Origin of the sequence: Mycobacterium heckeshornense (genome assembly GCF_016592155.1) — a bacterium.
Lineage (GTDB): Bacteria > Actinomycetota > Actinomycetes > Mycobacteriales > Mycobacteriaceae > Mycobacterium > Mycobacterium heckeshornense.
This window is the reverse complement of sequence record NZ_AP024237.1, coordinates 3,269,625-3,294,358: the sequence shown is the minus strand read 5'-3', so window position 1 is coordinate 3,294,358 and position 24,734 is coordinate 3,269,625. Positions and strand designations below refer to the sequence as shown.

The following is a 24,734-nucleotide window of genomic DNA, read 5'->3' as shown; positions in this document are numbered from 1 at the left end:
CGCCACTCCATCGTCAGGCCGGGCGCTCAGCTCGGGTCGTCGTCCTTGCGCTTCTTCTCTGCCTGCTGGGCCAAAAACCGCTCGAACTCCGCGCCAAGCTCGTCGCCGCTGGGTAGATCTTCGTCGCGCGCCAGCAGTGACCGATTCTCCTGAGCGGCGATGAAAGCATCGTACTGGCGCTCCAATGCGGCCACCACCTGAGCCACCTCGGCGCTGGCCTCGACCTGCTCGTCGATCTTTGCCCGGATCTCGGCGGCCGCTTCAGCCAGCGCCGTCAGTGGCAGCTCGAGTGCGCCCGTCTTGGCCACCTGCTCCAATAGCGCCTGGGCCGCGGCCGGATAGTCGGTCTGGGCCAGGTAGTGCGGGACGTGCACGGTAAATCCCACCACCTCGTGGCCGTGCTGCGCCATGCGGTATTCCAGCAGGTTTGATGCGCTGCCGGGCACCTGCACCTCGGCGATCCACGGCGTGAAGTCGGCGATGAGGTCGCGGTTGTTGGAGTGTGCGGTCATCGTTATCGGCCGCGTGTGCGGGACCGCCATCGGGATCGTGCCCAGGCCGATCGTTTGCCGTACGCCCAGCCGCTCGGCGAGCAGACGCACTGCGGTGACGAAACGCTCCCACTTCAAGTCCGGCTCCATGCCGGCCAGCAGCAGAAACGGTGTCCCGACGCTGTCGTGTAGCGCGTACAGGCTCAGCTCAGGATCGTCGTAGTCGGTGAAATGGTCGGTCTTGAACGTCATCAGCGGCCGCCGCGAGCGGTAGTCCAGCAGCTCGTCGATCGCGAACGATGCCACCAGCTCGGTGTCCAGCGAATTCTTCAGGTGGGCTGCGGCCAGTCGAATGGCGTGACCGGCGTCGGAGAAGCCCTCCAACGCATGCACCAAAACCGGGCCTCGACCGTCAGGCGACGACAACTGCGGCGCCGGCAACTCAAGCTGGTACATCCCGGTTTGCTCGGGTTGGTAGTGCTGCTTGTGTTCGTCGGCCATCGTTGTGCCTCCTCACCACGGCGCTGAGTCGCGCCATGTCACCAGTTTCTCTCAAATCGACGGGTGCCAAGAATCTAATTCAGCACACTAGTTAGCCCGCCTGTATGTTCGAAACGCGGTGCGCTGGGGCAGCATTCCGTACCCGGTGCTGGTGTCGGGCCGTCCGATGCGACGAGCACATCGCGCGATCGGTGCAGCGCGCCGAGATGGGCGGGCCCGGCGACGCCGCCGAGCGACTTCGACGACGGCTGCCGGTGCCGGGAGGGCCAGGGGTGCGAGCTCGGATCGGGGCCCTGGTCGCAATCCAGCCGCTTCCGCGACACCGGTTGAGACCAGCACGGTGTGGGCGTCAACGAGTCGAGCGTGACCTGAACGAGTCACTGGGTTGACATCCACGCGAGTCCGGCACTTCCCGCAGCCGGGGTAATCAGCGGCCCGTTGAGCGGGCCACCAGTTCGACTCACAGTGCTGGATTCATCCACAGCCGCCCGGCTTGGCGGCCTCGCCCGCCCGCCGGCTGACGGTGGCGCAGACCAGCGTGTGGCCCATGACGAAACATCGATCCGACTTCGAACTCGATCGTCCCGGCACGCTGATCGCCGCGTTACCCGCCGTCCTCGGTTTCGTGCCGGAAAAATCGCTGGTGCTGGTGTCGATCGACGGCGGCGCAATGGGCGCGGTGATGCGTGTCGACCTCTCCGCTGACCTTTCCGAGCGGGTCGAGCAGCTCGCCGAAGTCGCCGCGGCGGCTCGGCCTGAGGCCGCGATCGCGGTGATCATCGACGCCGATGGTGCCCGTTGCCCGGTGTGCGCGGAGGAATACCGCGAACTATGCACAGCGCTCAATGACGCGTTGTCGCGCCGCGACATTGTGTTATGGGCCGCTCACGTGGTGGATCGGGTGGCCGCGGGCGGACGCTGGCGCTGCGCCGACGGTTGTGGTGCCGCGGGCATCGTCGACGATCCGTCGTCGTCGCCGATGGCGGTGGCCGCCGTGCTGGAAGGGCGGCGGCTCTACGCTCGCCGGGCCGACCTGCAGGCCGTCATCGCAGTCGACGACACGGCCAGCAGCGCTGAGTTGGCCGTTGCGATCGCCGACCAGGCGGCGTCGCGTGAGCAGGCGCGCCGCGGCGATCCGGACGTCACAGCTCGCCGCGACATCGAGGAACTGATGGACGCCGCGGCGCGGGTTGCCGACGCACACCAGCTGTCCATCTCCGAGCTGGCGAAACTGGGCTGCGCGCTGAGCGACGTGCGGGTACGCGATACGTTGTATGGCCTTGCCGTCGGCGTCAACGCTGCCGCGGCGGAGTGTTTGTGGGCGGTGTTGTCGCGCAGCCTGCCCGAACCCTGGCGGGTCGAGGCGCTGGTGTTGCTGGCGTTTAGTGCTTACGCCCGCGGCGACGGCCCGCTGGCCGGTGTGTCGTTGGAGGCGGCGCTGCGCTGCGCGCCGGGCCACCGGATGGCGGGCATGCTCGACCGGGCGTTGCAGTCGGGTCTGCGGCCTGAGCGCATTCGCGAACTGGCGCTTACCGGTTACCGGCTGGCCGAGTCGCTCGGTGTGCGGCTGCCGCCGCGCCGAGCATTGGGTCGGCGCGCGATGTGACGGCTAGACCTTTTCCACCTTGACGGCGTGCGCCATCTCGTGCGGCAGTGTCACGTTTTCGTGACCCGGTATCACGATGGTCACCCCTCCGCCCGGGTTGGTCTCCACGGTTACCCGGGCATTAGGTACGACGCCCGCGTCCTTGAGTCGGGTGATCAGATCGATATCGCCCTGGACGTGTTCGGTGAGCTGGCGGACGACGACGGCCACCGGCGCGCCCGACGGCAGTTCGGTCAGCCGCACCAGATTGGCGTCCTCGGCGCCGAAGCCCGGTCCAACCCCAAGGTCCTTTAGCCCGGGAATCGGGTTGCCGAACGGGGACGTGGTCGGGTTGTTGAGCACCTTCACGAGCCGACGTTCGACGTCTTCGCTCATCACGTGTTCCCACCGGCAGGCTTCGGCGTGCACTTCCTCCCATGGCAACCCGATCACATCGACCAGCAGCCGTTCGGCCAGCCGGTGCTTGCGCATCACGGCGATGGCCAGTGCGCGGCCCTTGTCGGTGAGCTCCAGATGGCGGTCGCCGGCCACCCGCAGCAACCCATCGCGCTCCATCCGCGACACGGTCTGGCTGACGGTCGGACCGCTCTGCTCAAGCCGTTCGGCGATCCGCGCCCGCAGCGGCGTCACGCCCTCCTCTTCGAGGTCGTAGATCGTCCGCAGGTACATCTCGGTGGTGTCAACCAGCTCGTTCATTGCGCACCCTCCATCGCCGCCGAGTCTACTTGCCGAGCTGCGAAAATGGTTTACGAACACTCCACGGCAGCACGATGCCCGCCGCGACCCGCGGCGGGCATCGTTGCTCGCTGTGCGCCGGCGCTCTTAGCTGGCATACGAGCGCAGCCGGTCGGCTCGCTCGCCGTGGCGCAGCTTGGCCATCACTTCGCGCTCGATCTGGCGGACCCGCTCCCGCGACAAACCGAACAGCTTGCCGATTTGATCCAGTGTCCGCGGCTGCCCGTCGTCCAGCCCGAAGCGCAACCGAACCACCTGTTGCTCGCGCTCGTCGAGGGTGGCCAGCACGCTGCGGATGTCGGTGTGCAACAGCTCGGCGATGACCGTGTTCTCCGCCGACGCCGCTTCGGCGTCCTCGATGAAGTCGCCCAATGGGGCCTCCTCATCGGAACCGACCGGCATATCCAGGCTGACCGGGTCCCGGCTGTGCTCCAGCAGGTCATTGATCTTGTCGATCGGAATGCCGGATTCCTCGGCCAGCTCCTCCTCGGTGGCTTCGCGGCCCAGGTTCTGGTGCAGCTCTCGCTTAATCCGCGCCAGCTTATTGACCTGCTCGACCAGGTGAACCGGTAGCCGGATGGTGCGGCTCTGGTCGGCCATGCCCCGGGTAATGGCTTGGCGGATCCACCACGTGGCATATGTGGAGAACTTGAATCCCTTTGTGTAGTCGAACTTCTCCATGGCACGGATCAGGCCGAGATTGCCTTCCTGGATGAGGTCCAGCAGCGGCATGCCGCGGCCGGTGTAGCGCTTTGCCAGCGACACCACCAGCCGCAGGTTGGCTTCCAGCAGATGCCGGCGCGCCGCCTCACCGTCGCGGACCACCATCGCCAGTTCCCGCTTGCGGTTCTCCCCGAGGCGCTTTCGGGTTTCCAGCAGATACTGGGCATAAAGCCCGGCCTCGATGCGCTTGGCGAGCTCGACCTCGTCGGCGGCGTTGAGCAGCGCCGTCTTGCCGATGCCGTTCAGATACACGCGCACCAGGTCCGCGGCTGGGCTCTGAGCGTCCAGATCGCTGTCAACCCGGCCTGTGGTGGCATTTGCCATAGCGCCCTCCCGATCGGCTTGAACTGTCATGTGGTCCAACGACCAAACCACCCCTTGAGTTCCCGCCGAGTGGCTATCTCACACCCGTTGACGTGCGCGAATGCGCCGACGACCTGAGAATGTCCTGAGAACTGCGGCCAATAACCGGTTATGCGGAACCGTCAACCGCCGACCGTGGCGAGTCCGGTTGCGGCGTCGGTGGTCTGCGTGGCTCGAGCGCGGGACGCTCGGCGGTCGGGAACAACGGCGTGCGGCGCTGGGTGCTGTCGAAGCGCCGGGGCTCGTCGGCGCGCCGCGGCGGGCGGTCGTTGGCGATCAGCACCGCCATCCACGGCAATGGCACCGAGACGGCCACGATCAGCAGTGAGATCAAGCCGTTGTGCCACATGCCGTAGGCGAGTGCCGCCAGAACGAGCGCCGGGACCCGAAACGCCATCAGGGTGAGGTACTTGCGCACCCGTTCGCGGTGCTGCACTTCGTATGACGGTGCGGCGGCGGTGATGAGGACTGGTCGACCATCGTCGTCGAAACCCGGCTCCGGGCCGTGCTTCATTTCTCCACTGTCCCATACTTGGGAGACGACGGCACAATCGGTTTTTGGCCTCCGGTTTCCGGCACAATATGAGCTATGCAGACCCAAACGATCGAACGCACTGTCACCGACGAACGCGTTGACGACGGGACCGGCAGCGACACTCCCAAGTACTTCCACTACGTCAAGAAGGACAAAATCGCTGAGAGCGCGGTGATGGGCACCCATGTCGTCGCCCTGTGCGGTGAGGTGTTTCCGGTGACCCGCTCGGCGAAGCCGGGCTCTCCGGTCTGCCCGGAGTGCAAGCGAATTTACGACAGGCTCAAAAAGGACTGACCCAGTCCGGGCCTTACCGCTCAAGCGGTGCGGCGCTCACTTCCAGTACCGCGGACAACTCGATCAGCTTCGCCTCGTGCTCGTTGGCGTGATGCTGGCAGAAGAGAAGCTCACCGCCGGACGGCAGCGTGGCACGCACACGGGCGGCCGCGCCGCACCGATCGCACCGATCAGCCCTGGTGAGTTCGGGACTGGTCAATGTGGCGTTCATCGCTTCTCCGTTCTCGACGTATATCCACTGTCTCAGACGTTTCGGCTCTTGGCCTTGTTCCCCACGGTGTACCCGGTGTGTCGTTTCTCACGCCCCCTCCAGTTGCGTTGCCAGGCAGTCTGGGGTGTGACGTTCGTCTCGCGGAACCTGGTTCATCTGTGCTCGGCGCGGGCGTGGTCGTGTGCCCAGGACTGCGGGGAGATTCGCCCTGACTCGCTGTCGAGCGCCGGGTTCGTCCATTTATCGACGCCGGCACAGGTTCACCTGCCGGCCAACCGGCTCTATCGCGGATGCGACGATCTGGTGTTGCTGCATATCGACCCCGCCCGGCTTGACTCACCGGTGCGGTGGGAACCGGGCGTGCCGACGGATCCAGAGTCCATGTTGTTCCCGCACTTGTACGGTCCGCTGCCGGTCACCGCGGTGACCAAGGTCACCGCCTACCGGCCCGGTCCGGACGGCGCCTTTCCACCGCTCGACGAACCGACATAGCGCTACCGTTCACGGAGTTCTATCTCCACCAGCAAGCCCGGCGCGATGAACGCCGCGACTTCGACCATGGTGGCCGCCGGCCGGATCTCGCCGAAAACCTCGGCGTGCACCGCGGCGACCTCCGCCAACGCGAAATGTCGGTCACGTAAATACGGGTGCGCACCACGTCGGCAAGCGTCGCGCCAGGCCTCCTGAAGCGCAGATTCGATGCGGTGCAAGGCATCTCGGGCTTGAGCGCCAATGTCACCGGCTGGTCCGGCGCCGGTGGTGCCGGCGACGGCGACGTAGTCGCCCACCCGCACCGCTCGGGAGTAGCCGACCGTCGCTTCGAAATCGGAGCCGGACGACACCAGAATGCGGCTGGCTGACATGCGGTCACGTTAGGTCGGCGGCGGCGTCAATGCATCCGAAATATCAGCCGGGCGGGGCCGGCACACCGTCAATCAGGTCCGTCGAGTGTGATCGCACGATTAGCTCCGGCACGCGTCTAACCGGGTTAGCCTGCTGATGCCAGGGCCGGGAGGGCGTCTGACACAGGAGGCTTGGCAATGATGTCGTTGGCCACACCGACACCCGAACCCAGTCGGCGGAGCGGCGATGGTTGAGTCCCTCGACACCGCCGGATTGCCCGTAGAGCTGAGCCCGCTCGACTATCTCATGTATCGGCGGGAAGCCAACCCACGCACCCGCGCAGCGGTCATGGGCGTCGTCCTTCTCGACACCGCCCCGGGGTGGGGCCGGTTCCGCGACTGCTTCGACAACGCCTCCCGACGGGTGCTGCGAATGCGCCAGAAGGTCGTGGTGCCCACCCTGCCGACGGCGGCACCGCGCTGGGTGGTGGATCCCGACTTCGACTTGGACTTTCATGTGCGGCGGGTGCGCGTCCCCGAACCCGGCACGCTGCGGGAGGTTTTCGAGCTGGCCGAGGTGATGCTGCAGTCACCGCTGGACATCGCGCGGCCGCTGTGGACGGCCACCCTGGTCGAGGGCCTTGCCGATGGCACAGCCGCGATTGTCTTCCACGTAAGCCATGCGATCGGCGACGGAGTCGGCAGCTTCGAGATTTTCGCCCAGATCTGCGACCTGCAGCGCGATCCACCGGCCGGGCCGCTGCCTCCGCCGCCGATTCCGCAGCATCTGTCACCCAACGGCTTAATGCTGGACGGCATCAAAAACCTGCCTGGCGTCGTTGTCAGGGCAGTCTGGCGAGCGTTGTGGGGCGCGATCTCGACAGTCGGCCGGGTGGTGCTCCACCCGCCGTCGGCCCTGGCGGGCGTTGTGGGGCATGCACGCTCAAGTGTTCGGGTAATGAGCCTGGTCGCCGAGCCGTCACCCGTGCTGCGCCAGCGCAGCTTGGCTTGCCGCAGCGAAGCGCTCGACATCCGGCTTTCTGACCTGCAAAAGGCTGCGATAGCCGGCGGCGGCTCAATCAACGACGCCTACCTGGCAGGTCTGTGCGGCGGGTTGGGCCGCTACCACAAGGCGCTCGGCTCACCGATTGACACGCTGCCGGTGATCGTCCCGGTGAGCGTACGCACCGATGCCGACGCGGCCGGCGGCAATCGGGTCACCATGATCAATCTGGCGGCGCCGGCGGGGACGGCCGATCCGACGGCTCGCATCCAGCAGATCCGCGAGCAGATAACGCAGCGGCGCGCGGAGCCCGCACGAAACATCGGCAGTGTCTTAACGCCCCTGCTGAACCTCGTGCCGGCGCGCGCGCTGGAGTCGTTGAATGGCGGTGGGCGTTTCGATGCGGCGGCCAGCAATGCGCGTACGTACGACGGCGACGTCTACGTTGCCGGCGGGAAGGTGCTACGGACGTATGCCCTAAATTCGTTGGCTGGTCTGGCGATGTCGGTCGTCCTGTTATCCATGGGAGCTTGGTGCACTATCACCGTGCGCTACGACAGGGCCGCCGTCCAGGATGAGCAGCTGTTTACCCGGTGCGTGCTCGAGGGTTTCGACGAGATCCTCGCACTGGCGGGTGACTCAGCGCCGCGCGCGCAGCCTGCGTCGTTCGTCTTCCAGCGAGACGTCGACGGAGTGCTCGAGAAGATAGCCCGCGACACGAGCTAGCCGGGCCGGCAATATAGCTGGCGTGAGTATGCGTCAGTCCAGGTAGTCGCGCAGCACCTGGGAACGGCTGGGGTGACGCAGCTTCGACATCGTCTTGGACTCGATCTGGCGGATGCGTTCCCGGGTGACGCCGTAGACCTGGCCGATCTCGTCAAGAGTGCGCGGTTGGCCGTCGGTGAGCCCGAAGCGCAGCCGCACCACGCCGGCTTCCCGCTCGGACAGCGTCTCCAATACCGACTGCAATTGATCCTGCAGCAGAGTAAACGACACCGCGTCGACCGCCACCACGGCTTCGCTGTCCTCGATGAAATCGCCCAACTGCGAATCGCCCTCGTCACCGATGGTCTGGTCGAGTGAGATCGGTTCGCGGGCGTATTGCTGAATCTCCAGAACCTTCTCCGGCGTGATGTCCATTTCTTTGGCCAGCTCCTCCGGAGTGGGCTCACGGCCCAGATCCTGCAGCAGCTCACGCTGGATGCGGCCCAGCTTGTTGATCACCTCGACCATGTGCACCGGTATGCGGATGGTGCGTGCCTGGTCGGCCATTGCCCGGGTGATGGCCTGGCGAATCCACCAGGTGGCGTACGTGGAGAATTTGTATCCCTTGGTGTAGTCGAACTTCTCGACCGCGCGGATCAGGCCGAGGTTGCCCTCCTGAATCAAGTCCAAAAACGCCATGCCGCGGCCGGTGTAACGTTTGGCCAGCGAGACCACTAGACGCAAATTCGCTTCCAGCAGATGGTTTTTCGCCCGGTCACCGTCGCGACAGATCCACAGCATGTCGCGGCGCAGCGCGGTCGGCAGCTTCTCGCCGCGCTCGGCCATCTCGGCCAACAGCTGGCTGGCGTAAAGGCCGGCCTCGATCCGCTTGGCCAGCTCGACCTCTTCCTCGGCGTTGAGCAGCGCCACCTTGCCGATCTGCTTCAGGTAGGCGCGAACCGAGTCCGCCGATGCGGTGAGTTCGGCGTCTTTGCGCGCCTGGCGCAACGCCTCCGACTCGTCTTCGTCCCAGACGAAATCGCCTGAAGCCTTGTCCTTTTCGGTCGGCTCAGCGATCTCTTCATCCTCGTCGACGGTGTCATCGACGGCAATGGTGGCCGCGGTCGCGTCGGCGTCGTCGGTGTCGGCCTGGTCGAGATCGACGTCCGCACCCTCCACCGCGACGTCCTCGAGGTCGTCGAGGTTCAAATCGGCGGCATCGATGTCGAGATCCTCGGGCTCGATGTCGGCGTCCGGTTCCCCGTCGAGATCCGGTTCCACATCGAGGTCTTCGACCGCGGAATCCAGCGCGTCGGCAACGACTTCGACATCCTTTGGGGCAGCAACCTTCTTTGCGCGGCTTCGCGTCGGCGCGGCGGTCGCGTTCTTGGCCGAGGTGTGGCCCTTCTTCGTGGTCTGGGCTTTCGTGGTCTCGGCACGTTTGGCGCCGCCGGTCTTCGCGGGGCGTTGAGTTGTCTTACTGGCGCGGGTGGTGCTCTTAGCGGTCCGCTTGGTGGCCGCGGAGCCGTGGCCGGACTTCGCTGCGGACCGTTTTGCCCCGGCCTTGGCGGGGGCCTTGGTGGCGGTGCGTTTCACCGGCTCATCGGTTGACGGGCTTGCCTTGGTCGCTGCCACGTACACCCCTTCGGTCGGACTCACTTCCGGTGCGCTTGGGCGTGCTTGACCGAAAGTATCGGTTATGTCGAATGTCGGCGTGGATACGCGCCGCTATCGGTTCAGGCGGCCGCCGCTGACCATTGTAACGACAGCCCACGGTCCGACCCGGTTGAGCGGGCAATTTCAATGCGTGACGTCTGTGGTGGCCGCCATCGCCGCGCCGACAATGCCGGCGGTGTTCTGCAAGGCGGCCGGCACCACCGGGGTCCGGTTGGTAAGCAACGGCACCCATTTGTCGGCCTTGCGGCTAATGCCGCCGCCGACGATGAACAGGTCGGGCCACATCGCATTCTCGATCGCCACTAGCACCTTGGTGACGTGCCCGGCCCATTTCTTGTAACTCCAGCCCCGCCGTTCCTTGACCGACGACGCCGCTCGGTGCTCGGCCTCCTTGCCGCCCACCTCGAGGTGTCCGAACTCGGTGTTGGGCAGTAACTTCCCGTTGTGGATGACCGCCGACCCGATCCCGGTTCCGAAGGTGAGCAACACCACCACACCGGATTTGTCTTTGCCGGCGCCGTACCGTTCCTCAGCCAGCCCTGCCGCGTCGGCGTCATTGAGCACGGTAACCTCTTGGCCGTCCAGCTCAGCGCTGATGACGTCGCGCGCGCTGATGCCGATCCACGACTTGTCCACGTTGGCCGCGGTCTGCACGACACCTTCGGTGACGACCCCGGGATAGGTCACGCCGAGCGGACCCGTCCAACCGAACTCGTTGACAATCGCCGCAATTGTCTTGGCCACCGCCGCCGGCGTGGCCGGTTGGGGCGTGGTCAGTTTGAACCGGTCGCCGATGAGCGCCCCGGTGGCCAGGTCGACAATGCCGCCCTTGATGCCGCTGCCGCCGACGTCGACGCCGAACCCCCGTTGCGGCTGTGTGCTGCTGGTCATCGGATCTCCTCGACGAGAGGTAGCTGCCCACACCTTAGCCCGACGGCGCCGCGGGCCCGGGTAGAACTGCTGGTCAGGCGGCGCATGACCACTCTTAGCCGGCCGCTGTGGTGCGATAGGCCGGTGACGACAGCTGACAACCAGCCGGCGCCCCTGCGTTCGCTGGCCGAAACGCTGGCCGCGGAGGCCGCTGCGTTCGTGCGGCGTCGCCGTGGCGAAGTGTTCGGCGCCGGCGCTCCCGGTGCCGAGGATGAGCCGGTGCGGACCAAAAGCACGCCGACCGACCCGGTGACCGTGGTCGACACCGAGGCCGAGCGGCTGCTCCGCGCCCGGCTGGCGCAACTGCGTTCCGCCGACCTGATTCTCGGTGAAGAGGGGGGCGGGCCCACCGATGCCGCCGCCAGCGCTGACGGCGCTGTGACGTGGGTGCTCGATCCCATCGACGGCACGGTGAATTTCGTCTACGGCATCCCCGCCTATGCCGTGTCGGTTGCTGCACAGGTAAACGGCGTCTCGGTGGCCGGTGCGGTCGCCGACGTCGCCGCCGGCACGGTGTATTCGGCAGGCGCCGGGCTCGGGGCACACGTTATCGACGAGCACGGGACGCGCCCGCTGCGGTGCACCGCGGTCGAGGACCTGTCGTTGGCGTTGCTCGGCACCGGATTCGGATACTCCAGGCGGCGCCGGGCCGAGCAGGCCGCGCTGCTGGCCCGGATGCTGCCGATCGTTCGTGATGTGCGTCGCATCGGTTCGGCCGCACTGGATTTGTGCATGGTCGCGGCGGGGCGGCTGGACGCGTATTACGAACACGGGCTGCACCTGTGGGATTGCGCGGCCGGGGCGTTGATCGCCGCCGAGGCCGGCGCGCGGGTCGTGATGCGGGGACCGGGTGGACCGGAAGGCAGCGGGAACCTGGTGGTCGCCGCCGCACCGGGAATCGCCGACCAACTGCTGACCGCGCTCGAGCAGTTCGACGGCCTCAAGCCCATCCGCGACTAGCGCCCGTCAGCAGCTGTTGGCGTGGATCTTCGAGATCAGCGCGGGATCGGACTCTTCGGTTGCGCCCGGGCGCAGGCTGGCCAGCACGGTCTCGATGTCATCGCTATGCGCCAGCGTGGTGAAATCGGTGCCAAGCGCCAGGTCCACGGAATCGTCGGCGCGGTCATCGCGGAACAATTCGGCACACGGCGCAACCAGCCACACCGCGGCTGCCGCCGCTTGACCCGCTTCACCGAACCGGATCTGAGCCTGGCAGTTCAGCCGGCCGTTCGCGTAAATCGGGTCATTGGCGGCGCTCGGCTGGGCGAAACCGAGATCGCGCAAGGCATCCGCGACGTCGGCGGCCTGACCGCCCCGCCCGCTGGCGTTGAGCACGTGGATCTTGGTTTCGGCGAGTTTGGCCGGCGTGACGTTCGTCATTGCGCTTCGAGGCACCTGCTCGCCTAGCCGCGGCTGCTCGCCGGTGGTCAGCCGCGGGGGTGGGTTGCACGTCGCGATCTCGTGGACGTCGGACGAGCGGGTCAGCGCCATCGTCCACACCACGGCCGTGGCGACGAGCAGAACCAGCAGCAGGGCGATGGCCGGGCGTGGATTGCGTCGTCGAAAGGGCCGGCCGTGCTTGTCGAAAGCCGTGCCTTCGGTGATTTGCGCGACCACATTCGCACTCTAAACGCGATGTGTAAAACCGCCCACCGAGGGCAGAGCTGGTGTGTGATGTAAATCACACTTGAACACGTGGCGATACGGGCACGAATCGTTTGGTGGATGCGTTCGACGCTGGTACAAAGCGTTGCTTGGCAAGGTAACGAGGGGATGCGAAATGCCTACCGATTATGACGCCCCACGGCGCACCGAGACCGATGACGTTTCCGAGGACTCGCTGGAGGAGCTCAAGGCACGGCGGAACGAAGCGGCGTCGGCCGTGGTCGACGTCGACGAGTCGGAATCCGCTGAATCCTTCGAACTGCCCGGCGCCGACTTGTCCGGCGAAGAGCTGTCCGTGCGGGTGATTCCCAAGCAGGCCGACGAGTTCACCTGCTCGAGTTGTTTCTTGGTGCAGCACCGCAGCCGGCTGGCCAGTGAGAAGAACGGCGTGATGATCTGTACCGACTGCGCGGCCTGACCGGTCGGGCAAATCAACCACGCAATGCCGACAGCACCCGATCCGGGTGGCGGCAACTCACCAGCCAGTATGGTGTCGGATCTTCGGGGTCGTCGAGCACCACGAGCACCATCGGGCCGACCCAGCCCCGGTGCAGGACGTATGCCGCGGGATCCAGCTGGCGTCCAAGCGCCGCGGACTTGGCTGACCGCGGGATCTCCGCGCAACGTGCGATCACCGTGACCGGCAAGTGTGCTTGACCGGCCCACAACTCGATGCCGTTATCGCCGACAGTCACCCGGATTTCGAAGCGTCCCAACCACAGTAGTGCCCCGGCGGCCAGCGCGGACAGCGCGACGAACGGTAGCCAGTCGGGCAGGCCGGGCAGGCCGAGATTGACCTCGAACGCGATGAGCGCGGCCAGGGCAAAACCCAGCGGCCACCACCACCACGGCACCCATAATCGCTCGCGGTACCGCACGCTTCGCGGCGCGACGCGCACCCCGGACACCCGGTCAAGAGTAGTCTGTGGCCCCGTGTCGACCAGTCTGGCGGTTGTCCGCTTGGACCGCGAACTCCCCATACCCAGCCGTGCCCACGACGGTGACGCCGGCGTGGATCTTTACAGTGCCGAAGATGTCGAGCTGGCGCCGGGTCAGCGTGCGCTGGTGCGTACCGGCATCGCGGTTGCCATCCCGCACGGCATGGTCGGCTTGGTGCATCCGCGTTCGGGTTTAGCTGCGCGCGTAGGGCTTTCGATCGTTAACAGTCCGGGCACCATCGACGCCGGCTACCGCGGTGAGATCAAGGTGGCTCTGATCAACCTCGATCCGGTCACGCCGATCGTCGTGCATCGCGGTGACCGCATCGCCCAATTGCTGGTGCAGCGGGTGGAACTGGTCGAGCTGGTCGAGGTTTCGTCGTTCAACGAGGCCGGGCTGGCCGAGACGTCCCGCGGCGACGGTGGCCACGGTTCCTCCGGCGGACATGCGAGTTTGTGATCGCCTGCGACGATGCAGAGTGAAGCGATGAGGACGAGGAGCGGCGCTGGCTATGGCATTCGGTAGACGCAAACCCAAAACCGCCAGAGCCGACGGCGCCGTCGAACCCGAGCCGACGACCACGCCGCCGGAAAGTGAAGCTGCCATCGAGCCCGAGACATCCGAAGAGCTGACCGGTCCCTTCGACATCGAGGATTTCGACGATCCAGCGGACGCCGAGCTGGCCCGCCTCGATCTCGGGTCGGTCTTGATACCGATGCCGGCGGCGGGTCAGGTGCAGGTCGAGCTCACCGAGGCCGGTGTTCCGAACGCGGTATGGGTTGTCACGCCCAACGGGCGTTTTACCATTGCGGCGTATGCGGCGCCGAAGACCGGCGGCCTGTGGCGTGAGGTGGCCGCTGAGCTCGCCGACTCGCTGCGCAAAGACTCGGTCAAAGTCTCGATCCAAGACGGTCCGTGGGGCCGTGAAGTGGTCGGCGTCGCTGCCGGTGCGGTCCGGTTCATCGGGGTCGACGGCTACCGCTGGATGATCCGTTGCGTGGTCAACGGTTCGCACGAAACCGTCGACGCATTGGCCGAGGAGGCGCGTGTTGCGTTGGCGGACACGGTGGTTCGCCGTGGCAACACCCCGCTGCCGGTACGCACGCCGTTGCCGATTCAGCTGCCCGAGCCGATGGCAGCGCAGCTACGTGAGGCTGCGGCCTCCCAGCAAGCCGCGGCGCAGCAGCCCACTGGCCCTCAGCAGGCGCCGCGGCGCAGCGCCGGCGGATCGGCGATGCAACAGCTGCGCAGCAGCTCAAGCGGCTGACCCCGACCGCGTCTAGAGATCGCCGAGCGCGGCCAGGCAGGCCGCGCCCAAAGTGGCGGGCTCGGCGCCGATTTGATCCAGTGTCACTGTTCGCAACGCCGCGCGCGGAGCGGCACGAACCCATTCGACACCGACGTCGAGCGGGTGGATCGGGTCGTCGGTCGCGGCGGCCACCGCCAGCGGTACAACCAGCCGGGCAAGTTCGGTACAGGTCGGTGCGACATAGCTGGCGGCTTGCTCCATCGCATCGGGCAACTGCGGCCACTGGCTGCGCCACGACCGGGCCAATTCGTCACCGAGCCAGCGCGGCGTGGATGCGCGCATCTGCGCCGTCGCCGCCGCCAACCCGTCGCGGCGCAGCTGCTGCGCCGACTGGAGTGCCGCGTGGGCGGCGGGAGCCTTCGCCGGCGGCCCGGTCCATGCGGGCAGCGCCGCCAGCACGGCGAGCGCACGATCGGGATGGGCCAGCGCCCACGCGGTGGCCACCGCCGCACCGATCGACACTCCGCCGACCACGATCGGGCCGCCCCGAGCGGCGGCGTCCATGGCAGCCAGATACCCGTCGATCAGGCGGCTGGGCCGCGGCCGGTGGGCTTGCACCGCCGCACCGGCCCTGTGCAGTGGACCGCGGAACGCCCGCGCGACATAGTCGTCGTCGGAGCCGGTCCCGGGCAACAAGACGGCGCTGACGCCGCGCAAATTCACCGCCACTCCCCGATACTGCCTGGCGTTTATGGGTACTCCAACCAAACACTCCCGGGGGTGCGTGGCATTGGGGAACCAAGGGGTCTACGGTGTCCGTTGGCATTACTGGATGGCGTCCACGACGGACTGGCTGAAGTGTCAGGAGAGGCCATGACGGCCGAAAGTTATCTGCGCCGGCTCACCCGGCGGTTGACGGAGGATCCCGAGCAACTCGACGTCGAGGAGCTGTCCGACGAAGCCGCTACCACCGGGGCGCAGCGGGCCATCGACTGCCAGCGCGGCCAGGAGGTCACGATGGTGGGCACGTTGCGCAGCGTGGAAGCCAACGCCAAGGGGTGCGCGGGTGGTGTTCGCGCCGAATTGTTCGACGGCACCGACACGGTGACACTCGTGTGGTTGGGCCAGCGCCGGATACCCGGCATCGAGTCGGGGCGCACGCTGCGGGTGCACGGCCGACTGGGCACGCTGGAAAGCGGCGCCAAGGCGATGTACAACCCGCACTACGAAATTCAGCGGTGACCGGACCGGGCATGACGGCGCCTCACCCGAGGGTGTGAGCGATGGCTGTCGAGCGCAGCAGCGACCCGCGCCCGCTGGCCCAGCTGGGCGGGGCTGGTGGGCTGGTCTACTCGTCGCTGCCGGTGGTGATGTTTGTGGCCATCTCCAGCGGGTTCGGGTTGCTGCCCGCTATCGGCGCTGCGCTCGGCACGGCCGCGCTGGTCTTGCTGTGGCGCCTGATCCGGCGGGAGTCGATGCAGCCCGCGGTGGCCGGCTTCTTCGGGGTCGCTTGCTGCGCGGTGATTGCCTACGCGGTGGGGGAGTCGAAGGGGTACTTCCTGCTGGGCATCTGGGCCTCGCTGGTGTGGGCTGTGATCTTCGCGCTGTCGGTGCTGATCCGGCGGCCGCTGGTGGGCTACCTGTGGAGCTGGGCGAGCGGGCATGACCGCGACTGGCGCCGGGTCCGCCGTGCAGTGTTGGCGTTCGACGCCGCGACCCTGGCCTGGGTGCTGGTGTTCGGCGCACGGTTCGTGGTGCAACGGCTGCTGTACGACGCCGACCAGACCGGCTGGCTGGGTGTGGCTCGCATCGGCATGGGCTGGCCGTTGACAGTCGCGGCGGCGATGGCGACGTACGTGGCGATCAAGGCTGCCCGACGTGCGATGCATCCGCCGCAGGCTGGTGCTCCGGCAGCAGCAGCCGGCGCAACTCCTCCTCCACCTCGCTGACCGCGACGAAGAGCAGCTCGTCGCCGCCTTCCAGCGGCTCGTCGGCGGCCGGCACGATCACCCGCGGCCCCCGCAATATCGTCACCAACGCGGCGTCCCGCGGCAGCTGCAGCCTGCGCACCGGCTTGCCACCCCAGGGGGTGTCGTCGGGCAGCGTGATCTCGACCAGGTTCGCCTGGCCCTTGCGGAACTCCATCAGCCGCACCAGGTCCCCGACCGCGACGGCTTCTTCGACGAGCGACGCCAGGATCCGTGGGGTCGACACCGCGACGTCGACCCCCCAGGCGTCGGTGAACAGCCACTCGTTGCGCGGATCGTTGACCCGGGCCACCACGCGGGGCACCGCGAATTCCGTTTTGGCCAGCAGGCTCAGCACGACGTTGGCTTTGTCGTCGCCGGTGGCGGCGACCACGACGTCGAAGTCCTCGAGGTGCACCGACTCCAGCAGGCTGAGCTCGCAGGCGTCGCCCAACCGCCAGTGCGCGGCCGGGACGGCGTCGACGTCGACGTGGTCGATGTTGCGTTCGATCAACGTCACATCGTGACCGCTTTCGATGAGTTCCCGGGCGATCGAACGGCCGACCGCGCCGGCTCCGGAGATCGCGACTTTCATTCGAAGTCCTCACTTGGTGGCTGAGCGGCGATCGCTTGGGCCTCGGCGGCGCGTCCGGCTATCGCGGCGACATAGACCTGATCGCCGGCCTGGATAACGGTCTTGGGTTCGGGCAGCAGCCCGCTGCCGAACCGGATCATGAACGCGACCCGGGCACCTGTGGCGTCCTCCAGATCGGTGATGCGGTGGCCCACCCAGTCTTCGTGGACGACAAGTTCAACGACGGCGACGGTGCCGGTGGGGTCACGCCATTTGGTGGTTTCGCTTTCCCGCAGCAGGGCGTTGAGCAGCCGATCAGTGGTCCACGGCACGGTGGCGATGGTCGGGATGCCGAGCCGCTCGTAGACGGCAGCCCGCTTGGCGTCGTAGATCCGCGCGACCACCCGCGGCACACCGAATGTTTCGCGAGCCAGCCGGGCGGAGATGATGTTGGAGTTGTCCCCGGATGACACCGCGGCGAACGCGCCCGCTTCCTCGATGCCCGCGCGCAGCAACACGTCGCGGTCGAACCCCACGCCCAGCACCCGTTCGCCCGCGAAGTCCGGGCTGAGCCGGTTAAAAGCGGTGCTGTCACGGTCGATGATCGCGACATCATGGCCGATGCGGGATAGCCCGTCGGCCACGGCGGCCCCCACCCGGCCGCACCCCATCACTACTACCCGCACCTTTAGGTCCTTTCGGCGGCAGCCTTTCCTCGGGGCCCGGCCTGCAGCCGTTAGCCCGCCGATGTGAGCCGGAACATGTCCCTCCTAGGGAACGCTACCGCCAACGCCGCATGCGCATACCCTTGGCTCTCGTGTCCAAACTCTCGACCGCGGCGCGCCGGTTGGTTTTGGGTCGACCGTTCCGCAGCGATCGGCTAAGCCACACCCTGCTGCCTAAACGGATCGCGCTGCCGGTGTTCGCCTCGGATGCGCTGTCCTCGGTGGCGTATGCCCCCGAGGAGATCTTCCTGATGCTGTCGGTGGCCGGGTTGGCCGCGTACTCGATGACGCCGTGGATCGGCCTGGCGGTGGCGGTCGTCTTGCTGGTGGTGGTGGCCAGCTACCGGCAGAACGTGCATGCCTACCCGTCCGGCGGTGGCGACTACGAAGTGGTGACCACCAACCTGGGTGACAACGCGGGTCTGCTGGTGGCCAGTGCTTTGATGGTGGATTATGTTCTAACCGTTGCGGTTTCGACGGCATCGGCGATGTCGAACATCGGCTCGGCCATCTCGTTCGTGGCCGACCACACTGTGCTGTTCTCGGTGAGCGCGATCCTTTTGGTGATGGCGATGAACCTGCGGGGCGTGCGGGAGTCCGGGGTGGCGTTCGCGATCCCCACCTACGCGTTTATCGCCGGGGTGCTTATCATGCTCGGCTGGGGGCTGTTCCGTATCTACGCGCTGGGTGATCCGCTGCGGGCCGAGTCCGCCGGTTTCGTGATGCATGCCGAACACGGCAAGATTGCCGGTTTCGCGCTGATGTTTCTGGTGGCGCGGTCGTTCTCGTCCGGATGCGCGGCGCTGACCGGGGTGGAGGCGATCAGCAACGGGGTACCGGCGTTTCGGAAACCCAAGTCCCGCAATGCCGCAACGACACTGCTGATGTTGGGCACCATCGCGGTGACCTTGTTCATGGGCATCATCGTGCTGGCCGAGAAGACCGGCGTGCAGGTTGTCGACGACCCCGCCAAACAGCTGACGGGCACCCCGCCCGGCTATCACCAAAAGACGTTGGTCGCCCAGCTGGCGCAGGCGGTGTTCGGCAGCTTCCACCTGGGGTTGCTGTTGATCGCCACGGTGACCGCATTGATCCTGGTGCTGGCGGCCAACACCGCGTTCAACGGCTTCCCCGTGCTGGGTTCCGTGCTGGCGCAGCACAGTTACCTGCCGCGCCAATTGCATACCCGCGGGGATCGGTTGGCTTTTTCCAACGGCATCGTGTTCTTGTCGGTGGCCGCCCTGGCGGCGATCATCGCGTTCCGTGCGCAGGTGACTGCGCTGATTCAGCTGTACATCGTCGGCGTGTTCATTTCGTTCACGTTGAGCCAGATCGGCATGGTGCGGCACTGGACTCGGCTGCTGCGTACCGAAACCGACCCTGCGCTGCGGCGCAAGATGATGCGCTCCCGTGTAGTCAACACGATCGGCTTCCTGTCCACCGGCACTGTGCTCTTCGTCGTTTTGATCACCAAATTCCTTGCCGGGGCATGGATTGCAGTTTTCGCCATGGGCTCGCTGTTCGTGATCATGAAGCTGATCCGCCGGCACTACAACACGGTCAGCCGGGAACTGCAAGAGCAGGCTGCCGCCGACAACGACGTAGTGTTGCCCAGCCGCAACCACGCTGTGGTATTGGTGTCGAAGTTGCACCTGCCGACACTGCGAGCGCTGGCCTATGCCAGGGCGACCCGACCGGATGTCCTGGAGGCCGTCACCGTCAGCGTCGACGACGCCGAAACCCGCGAGCTGGTGCGCAAGTGGGAGGACAGCGATATCAGCGTGCCGCTCAAAGTGATCGCGTCGCCCTATCGTGAAATCACCCGCCCGGTTCTGGACTACGTGAAGCGGGTGAGCAAGGAGTCGCCGCGGACCGTGGTGACAGTTTTCATTCCGGAATATGTGGTGGGGCACTGGTGGGAGCAGTTGCTGCACAACCAGAGTGCCCTTCGGCTCAAGGGCCGACTACTGTTTATGCCGAATGTGATGGTGACTTCGGTTCCCTGGCAACTCAGTTCGTCGGAGCGGGTCAAGACACTGCAGCCGCACGCTGCTCCGGGCGACGCCCGACGGGGTATTTTCGATTGATCGGCGAGTTGACCGAAACCACACCTTGCGAGCTGACGTTGACCACCGGCGCTGCGGCCAACGGCGGCAGTTGTGTCGCACGCCACGAAGGCCGGGTGGTGTTCGTGCGTTACGCGCTGCCCGGCGAGCGGGTGCGGGCACGGATCACCGCCGACCGTGGCTCCTATTGGCACGCCGAGGCCGTCGAGGTGATCGAACCGTCGGCCGATCGGATCCCATCACTGTGCCCGATCGCCGGGGTCGACGGCGCCGGGTGCTGCGACCTGGCGTTTGCCAGTCCGGAGGCGGCGCGCGGCCTTAAGGGGCAGGTGGTCAGCAACCAGCTGGCCCGCCTGGGTGGCTACCGCTGGCACGGCGAAGCCGAACCCCTTGGCACGGCAGGGCCGTGCGGCTGGCGAACCCGCGTGCGGCTCGACGTGGGCGACGACGGGCGGGCCGGTTTTCATCGTTACCACAGCGACGAACTGGTCACCGACCTGCGCTGCGGGCAGCTACCGGCGGGGATGATCGACGGTCTGGCGGGTACCGATTGGCCGCCGGGCGCGCACCTGCACATCGCCGTCGATGACGACGGGCGGCGACATGTGGTGTGCACCGCCAAGCGGGGCCGCAGAACCGTTGCCGAGGTGGTCGAGGGCGGATATCAGGCGGTCCAGCGGGCGGCCGGGCGCACGTGGCGGGTGCCGGTGACCGCGTTCTGGCAGGCCCACCGCGACGCGGCGCGGATCTACAGCGCCATGGTGCGCGATTGGGCGCAGCCCGCCGCCGGGACGACGGCCTGGGATCTCTACGGCGGCACCGGCCTGTTCGCAGCGGTACTGGCCGCGGCGGTGGGGGAGTCGGGGCGAGTGCTAAGCGTCGACACCGCTCGGGCGGCGTCGCAGGCCGCGCGGGCCGCGCTGGCCGATCTGCCGCAAGTGCATACGGTCACCGATTCGGTGCGCCGCGTGCTGGCGACGCAATCCGTGGCCGCCGATGTCGCAGTACTTGACCCACCGCGCTCAGGCGCCGGCCGTGCGGTCATCGAGCTGCTGGCTGCAGCGGGAGTGCGACGGCTGGTGCACATCGGTTGCGAGGCAGCATCTTTCGCCCGTGATATCGGTCTTTACCGCGGTCATGGCTACACCGTCGAGAAGCTCCGGGTTTTCGACGCGTTCCCGTTGACTCATCACGTGGAGTGTGTGGCGCTGCTGACCCGCTAAGGTTGCGACGGCCGCGGTCCCTCGATGTGCTCGCCAGCCCGGCAGACGACAGCGGCCGTCAGGGCTCGATCCGGCAAATTCTGATTGCGTAACGGGTCAGCGCCAGGCGGTCGCGCAGGCCAAGCTTCTGCAGCGTGTTTGTCCGATGCTGGTCCACTGTCTTAGCGCTAATACCAAGGGTTTTCGCGATTTCACGGGCTGAGTAACCCTCGGCGATCAGTTTCAGCACTTCTTCTTCGCGTGGTGTGAGAATGGTGTCGGGCAAGCCGTCTCCGCGCTGTGTCCGGTGCAGGAATTCCCGGATCAGCGCGCTCACCGCCCCGGCGTAGAAAGGGCTCACCGCGCATCGTCGCCCGACACCGCGTATTTCATGGCCACCCGAGAGTGCTCAGCTCCAGACGAAATAGCGCACCCACAGATAGACCGCGGCGAGCACAAGCGAGACCGCCGTGACCACTGCGCCTTTGCGGGTGAACTCCCAAAACGAAATGGAATTGTCTGCGTGACGGGCGATTCCGAGCATGACGACGTTTGCGCTGGCCCCGACGGCGGTGAGGTTGCCGCCGAAGTCGGCGCCCAGCGCCAGGGCCCACCACAACACGTCCGGGTGAAGATGCGCCGGCACCGCAGCGGACAGTTCGCCGACGATCGGTGTCATGGTGGCGACATAGGGAATGTTGTCGACAATGCCGGACACGGGTGCGGATACCCCGAGGATGAGCATCACGGTGAACAGCGCGTTGCCGCCGGTCACTTCGGTGGCTGCGCGTGCCAGCTTGTCGATGACACCGGTTTTCACCAGGGCACCGACCATGATGAACAAGCCGCCGAAAAACAACAGCGTGTCCCATTCGACGCTGGCCAGGTAGTCGGAGCGCTCGAGCCCCGATATCGCGACCAGAAGACCGGCGCCCAGCAGGGCCACGACGGCCGGCTCCAGGTGCAGCACCGGGTGAGCGACGAATGCGGCGAACACCAGTGCCAGCACCACGCCGCACTTCAGCAGTAATCCGCGATCGCGGATGGCTTGGGCCTCATCCAACGACATCACGTCGGCGACTCGTTGCGCATCGACGTCGAAAGAGCCAGCGAACAGCCGTGGTAACAGCGCGGCGAACACCGCAATGACGATGACCACGATTGGCGCCACGTGCACCAGAAAGTCGTTGAACGTCAGCCCGGCGCGGCTGGCGATGATGATGTTCGGCGGGTCGCCGACCAGCGTCGCAGCCCCACCGATGTTGGACGCGAACACTTCGGCGATCAGAAACGGCACCGCGTTGATAGCCAGCCGGTCACATACCAGCAGCGTGACCGGTGCGATCAGCAAAACCGTGGTGACGTTATCCAGCAGCGCCGATCCCACCGCCATGACCAGCGCTAGCAGGACCATGATGCGCAGCGGCGAGCCCTTCGCGCGTTTAGCCGACCAGATCGCGACGTATTCGAAGACGCCGGTCTGGCGCAGCACGCTGACGATGACCATCATGCCGAGCAGCAAAAAGATGACGTCCCAGTCGATTCCGGTCCGATGGGAATAGAAGATGTCGGTAGAGTTGATCACCGGCAGGCTGACCACGACGGCGGCGCCGGCCAACGCAACCAGCGTCTTGTTGATGCGATCGCTGGCGATCAGTGCATAGGCGGCCACGAACACCGCGACCGCGACGGCGCTCATCGGCGGCTGCCCCGATCGACGATCGCGCCTGTGCCGGCGCAAAAATTTGCGCGCGCCGCGCTTTTCGGCGTGCCGAAGGTCAGGGTTTCAGCGCCGCGGCCAGCAGACGCGATGCTGTGATCACGCCATGCAGCGCGCCGTCTTTGACCACCGCGACCAGCGGGCTTCTCGACCGCGCCATCATCGCCGCCACCTCGATGATGGTGTCGTCGGCGTCGGCGTAGGGGATGTTCAGCAGGTGGTCGGGCAGCACTTCGCGCACTGTCTTGCCGCCCAGCTTTTCCGCCACGCGGTCCGCCATCGACTCGTTGAGCACACCGGCCAGCGATGGGTCGTCCTGCACGTAGCGCGGCACGATGAATCGGACCACCTGAGAGGCCGGCAGCACCGCGTACGGCTCGCCTGACGGGTCGGTGACCACGATCCCCGGCAGGCGATGCTGGGCGAGCATGCGCGCGGCGTCTAGCGCGTCGGACTCGATGCTTACGACCGGGAAATTCTCGGCGATCTCCGCTGCCCGCATACCCCGACGATACGTCCGCCGCGCCGCCGATCACACGCGCAGGTCCGGGGCGTCGCGAAGTGGTCACGCCTTCGTGGTCTGCCATCAGCTCAGCGCGAAATAGCGCAGCCACAGATAAATCGCCACCAGGGCAAGCGACACGACCGTGATCACCGCGCCTTTGCGGGTGAATTCCCAAAACGAGATGGGATTGTCTGCGCGCCGGGCGATTCCCAGGATGACGACGTTGGCGCTGGCGCCCACGGCGGTGAGGTTGCCGCCGACCCCGGTTCCGAGGGCAAGCGCCCACCACAGCACGTCGGGGTTGGCGGTACCCACCATCGACGGGATCAGCTCGGCGATGATCGGAGTCATGGTCGCGGCGTACGGAACGTTGTTGACGATCCCGCTGAAGATCAACGACACCGCGAGGATCAGCATCGTCGTCAACAGGGCGTTGCCGCCCGTCGCGCTGGTGGCCGAGCGTGCGAGCTGGTTGACGACACCGGTTTTCACCAGGGCACCGACCATGATGAACAAGCCGCCGAAGAACAGCAGCGTGTCCCATTCGACGCTGGCCAGGTACTCGGAGCGCTCCAGCCCGGAGATCACGATCAGGATCCCGGCGCCCAGCAGCGCCACCACGGAGGGCTCCATATGCAGCGCCGAGTGCGCGATGAAACCGGTCAATACCAGCGCCAGGACAACGCCGCACTTGACGAGCAGCCCGCGGTCGCGAATCGCCTCGCCCTCTTCCAGCGACATGACGTCGGCGACCCGCCCGGCGTCGACAGCGAACGCGCCGGGGAACAGCGCCGGCAACATCGCGACCGCGACGAGCATCACCACAACCACCGCCGGCGCCAGGTGGATCAAAAAGTCGTTGAACGACAGGCCGGCCCGGCTGGCGATGATGATGTTGGGCGGATCGCCGACCAGCGTCGCTGTGCCACCGATGTTGGATGCGAACGCCTCAGCCATGAGAAACGGTGCCGCGTTGATCGCCAGGCGGTCACACACCAGCAGGGTGACCGGCGCGATCAGCAGCACCGTGGTGACGTTGTCCAGCAACGCTGAGCCGAACGCGGTCACGACCACCAGCAGGATCATGATGCGCAGCGGCGAGCCCTTCGCGCGTTTGGCCGACCAGATCGCGACGTATTCGAAGACGCCGGTCTGGCGCAGCACGCCGACGATGATCATCATCCCCAGCAGCAAAAAGATGACGTCCCAGTCGATTCCGGTGTCATGGGAGTAGAAGACGTCTTCGGATCTGATCACCGGCAAGGTAACCACGACCGCCGCGCCGGCGAGCGCCACCAAGGTTTTGTCGAAGCGCTCGTAGGCGATCAGCGCATAGGCGACCACGAACACCGCCACCGCGACGACGCTCATCGCCGGCGCTCCGCCGGGCCGCCGCAGGCTTTGCGGACATGTGGGTGACCGCGGTCCCCGGGCGGGTGGTGCTCGGGGACGATCATCAGCGAACCGATGCCGTCCGGCCGGCGGGGAAGTCCACGGTTTACTCCC

Annotated in this window: 28 protein-coding genes and 1 pseudogene; 12 read left to right on the top strand and 17 right to left on the bottom strand. The window is 66.5% G+C overall.

Features of this window, described 5'->3' with window-relative positions:
- Nucleotides 1-26: 26 nt before the first annotated feature.
- Nucleotides 27-992, bottom strand: coding sequence for a proteasome assembly chaperone family protein (locus tag MHEC_RS15815; RefSeq protein ID WP_048891573.1), 966 nt, complete (start codon nt 990-992; stop codon nt 27-29).
- A gap of 547 nt (nt 993-1,539) precedes the next feature.
- Here MHEC_RS15815 and MHEC_RS15810 point away from each other — a divergent pair.
- On the top strand, nt 1,540-2,598 hold the full coding sequence (locus MHEC_RS15810; protein WP_048891572.1) for a DUF4192 domain-containing protein: 1,059 nt from the start codon (nt 1,540-1,542) through the stop codon (nt 2,596-2,598).
- A gap of 3 nt (nt 2,599-2,601) precedes the next feature.
- Here the strand turns inward: MHEC_RS15810 and ideR are convergent, their stop codons facing one another.
- From ideR to MHEC_RS15795, 3 genes are all read right to left on the bottom strand, one after another.
- A complete protein-coding gene (gene ideR, locus MHEC_RS15805) occupies nt 2,602-3,294 on the bottom strand; it encodes an iron-dependent transcriptional regulator IdeR (protein WP_048891571.1) in 693 nt (230 codons plus the stop codon).
- Nucleotides 3,295-3,420: 126 nt separating this feature from the next.
- Nucleotides 3,421-4,380: a sigma-70 family RNA polymerase sigma factor SigB gene (gene sigB, locus MHEC_RS15800; RefSeq protein WP_048891570.1), complete on the bottom strand. Its 960-nt coding sequence runs from the start codon at nt 4,378-4,380 to the stop codon at nt 3,421-3,423.
- Nucleotides 4,381-4,528: 148 nt separating this feature from the next.
- On the bottom strand, nt 4,529-4,933 hold the full coding sequence (locus MHEC_RS15795; protein ID WP_048891569.1) for a DUF3099 domain-containing protein: 405 nt from the start codon (nt 4,931-4,933) through the stop codon (nt 4,529-4,531).
- A gap of 75 nt (nt 4,934-5,008) precedes the next feature.
- Here MHEC_RS15795 and MHEC_RS15790 point away from each other — a divergent pair, with 75 nt between their 5' ends.
- Complete coding sequence (locus MHEC_RS15790) at nt 5,009-5,248, top strand: DUF3039 domain-containing protein (RefSeq protein ID WP_048891568.1); 240 nt, start codon at nt 5,009-5,011, stop codon at nt 5,246-5,248.
- Between the two features lie 13 nt (nt 5,249-5,261).
- Here the strand turns inward: MHEC_RS15790 and MHEC_RS15785 are convergent, their stop codons facing one another.
- Nucleotides 5,262-5,459, bottom strand: a complete 198-nt coding sequence (locus MHEC_RS15785; RefSeq protein WP_048891567.1) for a DUF7455 domain-containing protein — start codon at nt 5,457-5,459, stop codon at nt 5,262-5,264.
- Between the two features lie 126 nt (nt 5,460-5,585).
- Here MHEC_RS15785 and MHEC_RS15780 point away from each other — a divergent pair, with 126 nt between their 5' ends.
- A complete protein-coding gene (locus MHEC_RS15780) occupies nt 5,586-5,951 on the top strand; it encodes a DUF952 domain-containing protein (protein WP_099869309.1) in 366 nt (121 codons plus the stop codon).
- A 2-nt stretch (nt 5,952-5,953) separates the two neighbouring features.
- Here MHEC_RS15780 and MHEC_RS15775 read toward each other — a convergent pair whose 3' ends face one another.
- A complete protein-coding gene (locus MHEC_RS15775) occupies nt 5,954-6,322 on the bottom strand; it encodes a Rid family hydrolase (RefSeq protein WP_071700075.1) in 369 nt (122 codons plus the stop codon).
- 226 nt (nt 6,323-6,548) lie between these two features.
- On the opposite strand from MHEC_RS15775, the gene MHEC_RS15770 reads away from it, so the two are divergent.
- Nucleotides 6,549-8,030 (top strand): wax ester/triacylglycerol synthase family O-acyltransferase, encoded by a 1,482-nt coding sequence (locus tag MHEC_RS15770; RefSeq protein ID WP_048891565.1) that lies wholly within the window; start codon nt 6,549-6,551, stop codon nt 8,028-8,030.
- Between the two features lie 33 nt (nt 8,031-8,063).
- Here the strand turns inward: MHEC_RS15770 and MHEC_RS15765 are convergent, their stop codons facing one another.
- Nucleotides 8,064-9,644, bottom strand: a complete 1,581-nt coding sequence (locus tag MHEC_RS15765; protein ID WP_048891632.1) for an RNA polymerase sigma factor — start codon at nt 9,642-9,644, stop codon at nt 8,064-8,066.
- A gap of 165 nt (nt 9,645-9,809) precedes the next feature.
- Complete coding sequence (ppgK, locus tag MHEC_RS15760) at nt 9,810-10,577, bottom strand: polyphosphate--glucose phosphotransferase (RefSeq protein ID WP_048891564.1); 768 nt, start codon at nt 10,575-10,577, stop codon at nt 9,810-9,812.
- Nucleotides 10,578-10,700: 123 nt separating this feature from the next.
- Here ppgK and MHEC_RS15755 point away from each other — a divergent pair, with 123 nt between their 5' ends.
- Nucleotides 10,701-11,576: an inositol monophosphatase family protein gene (locus tag MHEC_RS15755; protein ID WP_048891563.1), complete on the top strand. Its 876-nt coding sequence runs from the start codon at nt 10,701-10,703 to the stop codon at nt 11,574-11,576.
- A gap of 6 nt (nt 11,577-11,582) precedes the next feature.
- On the opposite strand, the gene cei is transcribed toward MHEC_RS15755, so the two are convergent.
- On the bottom strand, nt 11,583-12,233 hold the full coding sequence (gene cei / locus MHEC_RS15750; RefSeq protein ID WP_048891562.1) for an envelope integrity protein Cei: 651 nt from the start codon (nt 12,231-12,233) through the stop codon (nt 11,583-11,585).
- A gap of 163 nt (nt 12,234-12,396) precedes the next feature.
- Between cei and MHEC_RS15745 the strand changes: the two genes are divergently transcribed.
- Nucleotides 12,397-12,699, top strand: a complete 303-nt coding sequence (locus MHEC_RS15745; RefSeq protein WP_003919098.1) for a DUF4193 domain-containing protein — start codon at nt 12,397-12,399, stop codon at nt 12,697-12,699.
- 13 nt (nt 12,700-12,712) lie between these two features.
- Here the strand turns inward: MHEC_RS15745 and MHEC_RS15740 are convergent, their stop codons facing one another.
- The gene (locus MHEC_RS15740; RefSeq protein ID WP_048891561.1) at nt 12,713-13,189 is read right to left on the bottom strand and encodes a DUF3093 domain-containing protein; all 477 of its coding nucleotides are present in this window, start codon (nt 13,187-13,189) and stop codon (nt 12,713-12,715) included.
- Nucleotides 13,190-13,214: 25 nt separating this feature from the next.
- On the opposite strand from MHEC_RS15740, the gene dut reads away from it, so the two are divergent.
- Both dut and MHEC_RS15730 read left to right on the top strand, forming a co-directional pair.
- Nucleotides 13,215-13,679 carry a dUTP diphosphatase gene (dut, locus tag MHEC_RS15735; RefSeq protein ID WP_048891560.1) on the top strand — a complete coding sequence of 155 codons (465 nt, stop codon included), beginning with the start codon at nt 13,215-13,217 and terminating at the stop codon, nt 13,677-13,679.
- A 52-nt stretch (nt 13,680-13,731) separates the two neighbouring features.
- On the top strand, nt 13,732-14,487 hold the full coding sequence (locus MHEC_RS15730; RefSeq protein ID WP_048891559.1) for a DUF3710 domain-containing protein: 756 nt from the start codon (nt 13,732-13,734) through the stop codon (nt 14,485-14,487).
- A gap of 12 nt (nt 14,488-14,499) precedes the next feature.
- On the opposite strand, the gene MHEC_RS15725 is transcribed toward MHEC_RS15730, so the two are convergent.
- Nucleotides 14,500-15,198, bottom strand: a complete 699-nt coding sequence (locus MHEC_RS15725; RefSeq protein ID WP_048891558.1) for an alpha/beta fold hydrolase — start codon at nt 15,196-15,198, stop codon at nt 14,500-14,502.
- Nucleotides 15,199-15,342: 144 nt separating this feature from the next.
- On the opposite strand from MHEC_RS15725, the gene MHEC_RS15720 reads away from it, so the two are divergent.
- On the top strand, nt 15,343-15,711 hold the full coding sequence (locus MHEC_RS15720) for an OB-fold nucleic acid binding domain-containing protein (RefSeq protein ID WP_048891557.1): 369 nt from the start codon (nt 15,343-15,345) through the stop codon (nt 15,709-15,711).
- Between the two features lie 41 nt (nt 15,712-15,752).
- Entirely contained in the window at nt 15,753-16,418 is a 666-nt protein-coding gene (locus MHEC_RS15715; RefSeq protein ID WP_048891556.1) for a DUF3159 domain-containing protein, read from the top strand.
- Here MHEC_RS15715 and MHEC_RS15710 read toward each other — a convergent pair.
- Both MHEC_RS15710 and MHEC_RS15705 read right to left on the bottom strand, forming a co-directional pair.
- Complete coding sequence (locus MHEC_RS15710) at nt 16,333-17,031, bottom strand: potassium channel family protein (protein WP_048891555.1); 699 nt, start codon at nt 17,029-17,031, stop codon at nt 16,333-16,335. The two genes, MHEC_RS15715 and MHEC_RS15710, sit on opposite strands and share 86 nt — an antisense overlap.
- Complete coding sequence (locus MHEC_RS15705) at nt 17,028-17,696, bottom strand: potassium channel family protein (protein ID WP_071700076.1); 669 nt, start codon at nt 17,694-17,696, stop codon at nt 17,028-17,030. The genes MHEC_RS15710 and MHEC_RS15705 overlap by 4 nt, the downstream gene beginning before the upstream one ends.
- A gap of 131 nt (nt 17,697-17,827) precedes the next feature.
- On the opposite strand from MHEC_RS15705, the gene MHEC_RS15700 reads away from it, so the two are divergent.
- Complete coding sequence (locus MHEC_RS15700) at nt 17,828-19,822, top strand: APC family permease (RefSeq protein WP_048891553.1); 1,995 nt, start codon at nt 17,828-17,830, stop codon at nt 19,820-19,822.
- Between the two features lie 8 nt (nt 19,823-19,830).
- Complete coding sequence (locus tag MHEC_RS15695) at nt 19,831-21,024, top strand: class I SAM-dependent RNA methyltransferase (protein WP_048891631.1); 1,194 nt, start codon at nt 19,831-19,833, stop codon at nt 21,022-21,024.
- Nucleotides 21,025-21,082: 58 nt separating this feature from the next.
- On the opposite strand, the pseudogene MHEC_RS24880 reads toward MHEC_RS15695, so the two are convergent.
- From MHEC_RS24880 to MHEC_RS15675, 4 genes and pseudogenes are all read right to left on the bottom strand, one after another.
- Nucleotides 21,083-21,383 (bottom strand): annotated as a pseudogene (locus MHEC_RS24880) (response regulator transcription factor); the annotation flags it as partial.
- Nucleotides 21,384-21,412: 29 nt separating this feature from the next.
- Nucleotides 21,413-22,702, bottom strand: coding sequence for an ArsB/NhaD family transporter (locus MHEC_RS15685; protein WP_048891552.1), 1,290 nt, complete (start codon nt 22,700-22,702; stop codon nt 21,413-21,415).
- Nucleotides 22,703-22,781: 79 nt separating this feature from the next.
- Nucleotides 22,782-23,225, bottom strand: a complete 444-nt coding sequence (locus tag MHEC_RS15680) for a CBS domain-containing protein (RefSeq protein WP_048891551.1) — start codon at nt 23,223-23,225, stop codon at nt 22,782-22,784.
- An 84-nt stretch (nt 23,226-23,309) separates the two neighbouring features.
- Nucleotides 23,310-24,599, bottom strand: a complete 1,290-nt coding sequence (locus MHEC_RS15675; RefSeq protein WP_048891550.1) for an ArsB/NhaD family transporter — start codon at nt 24,597-24,599, stop codon at nt 23,310-23,312.
- Between the last annotated feature and the right edge of the window lie 135 nt (nt 24,600-24,734).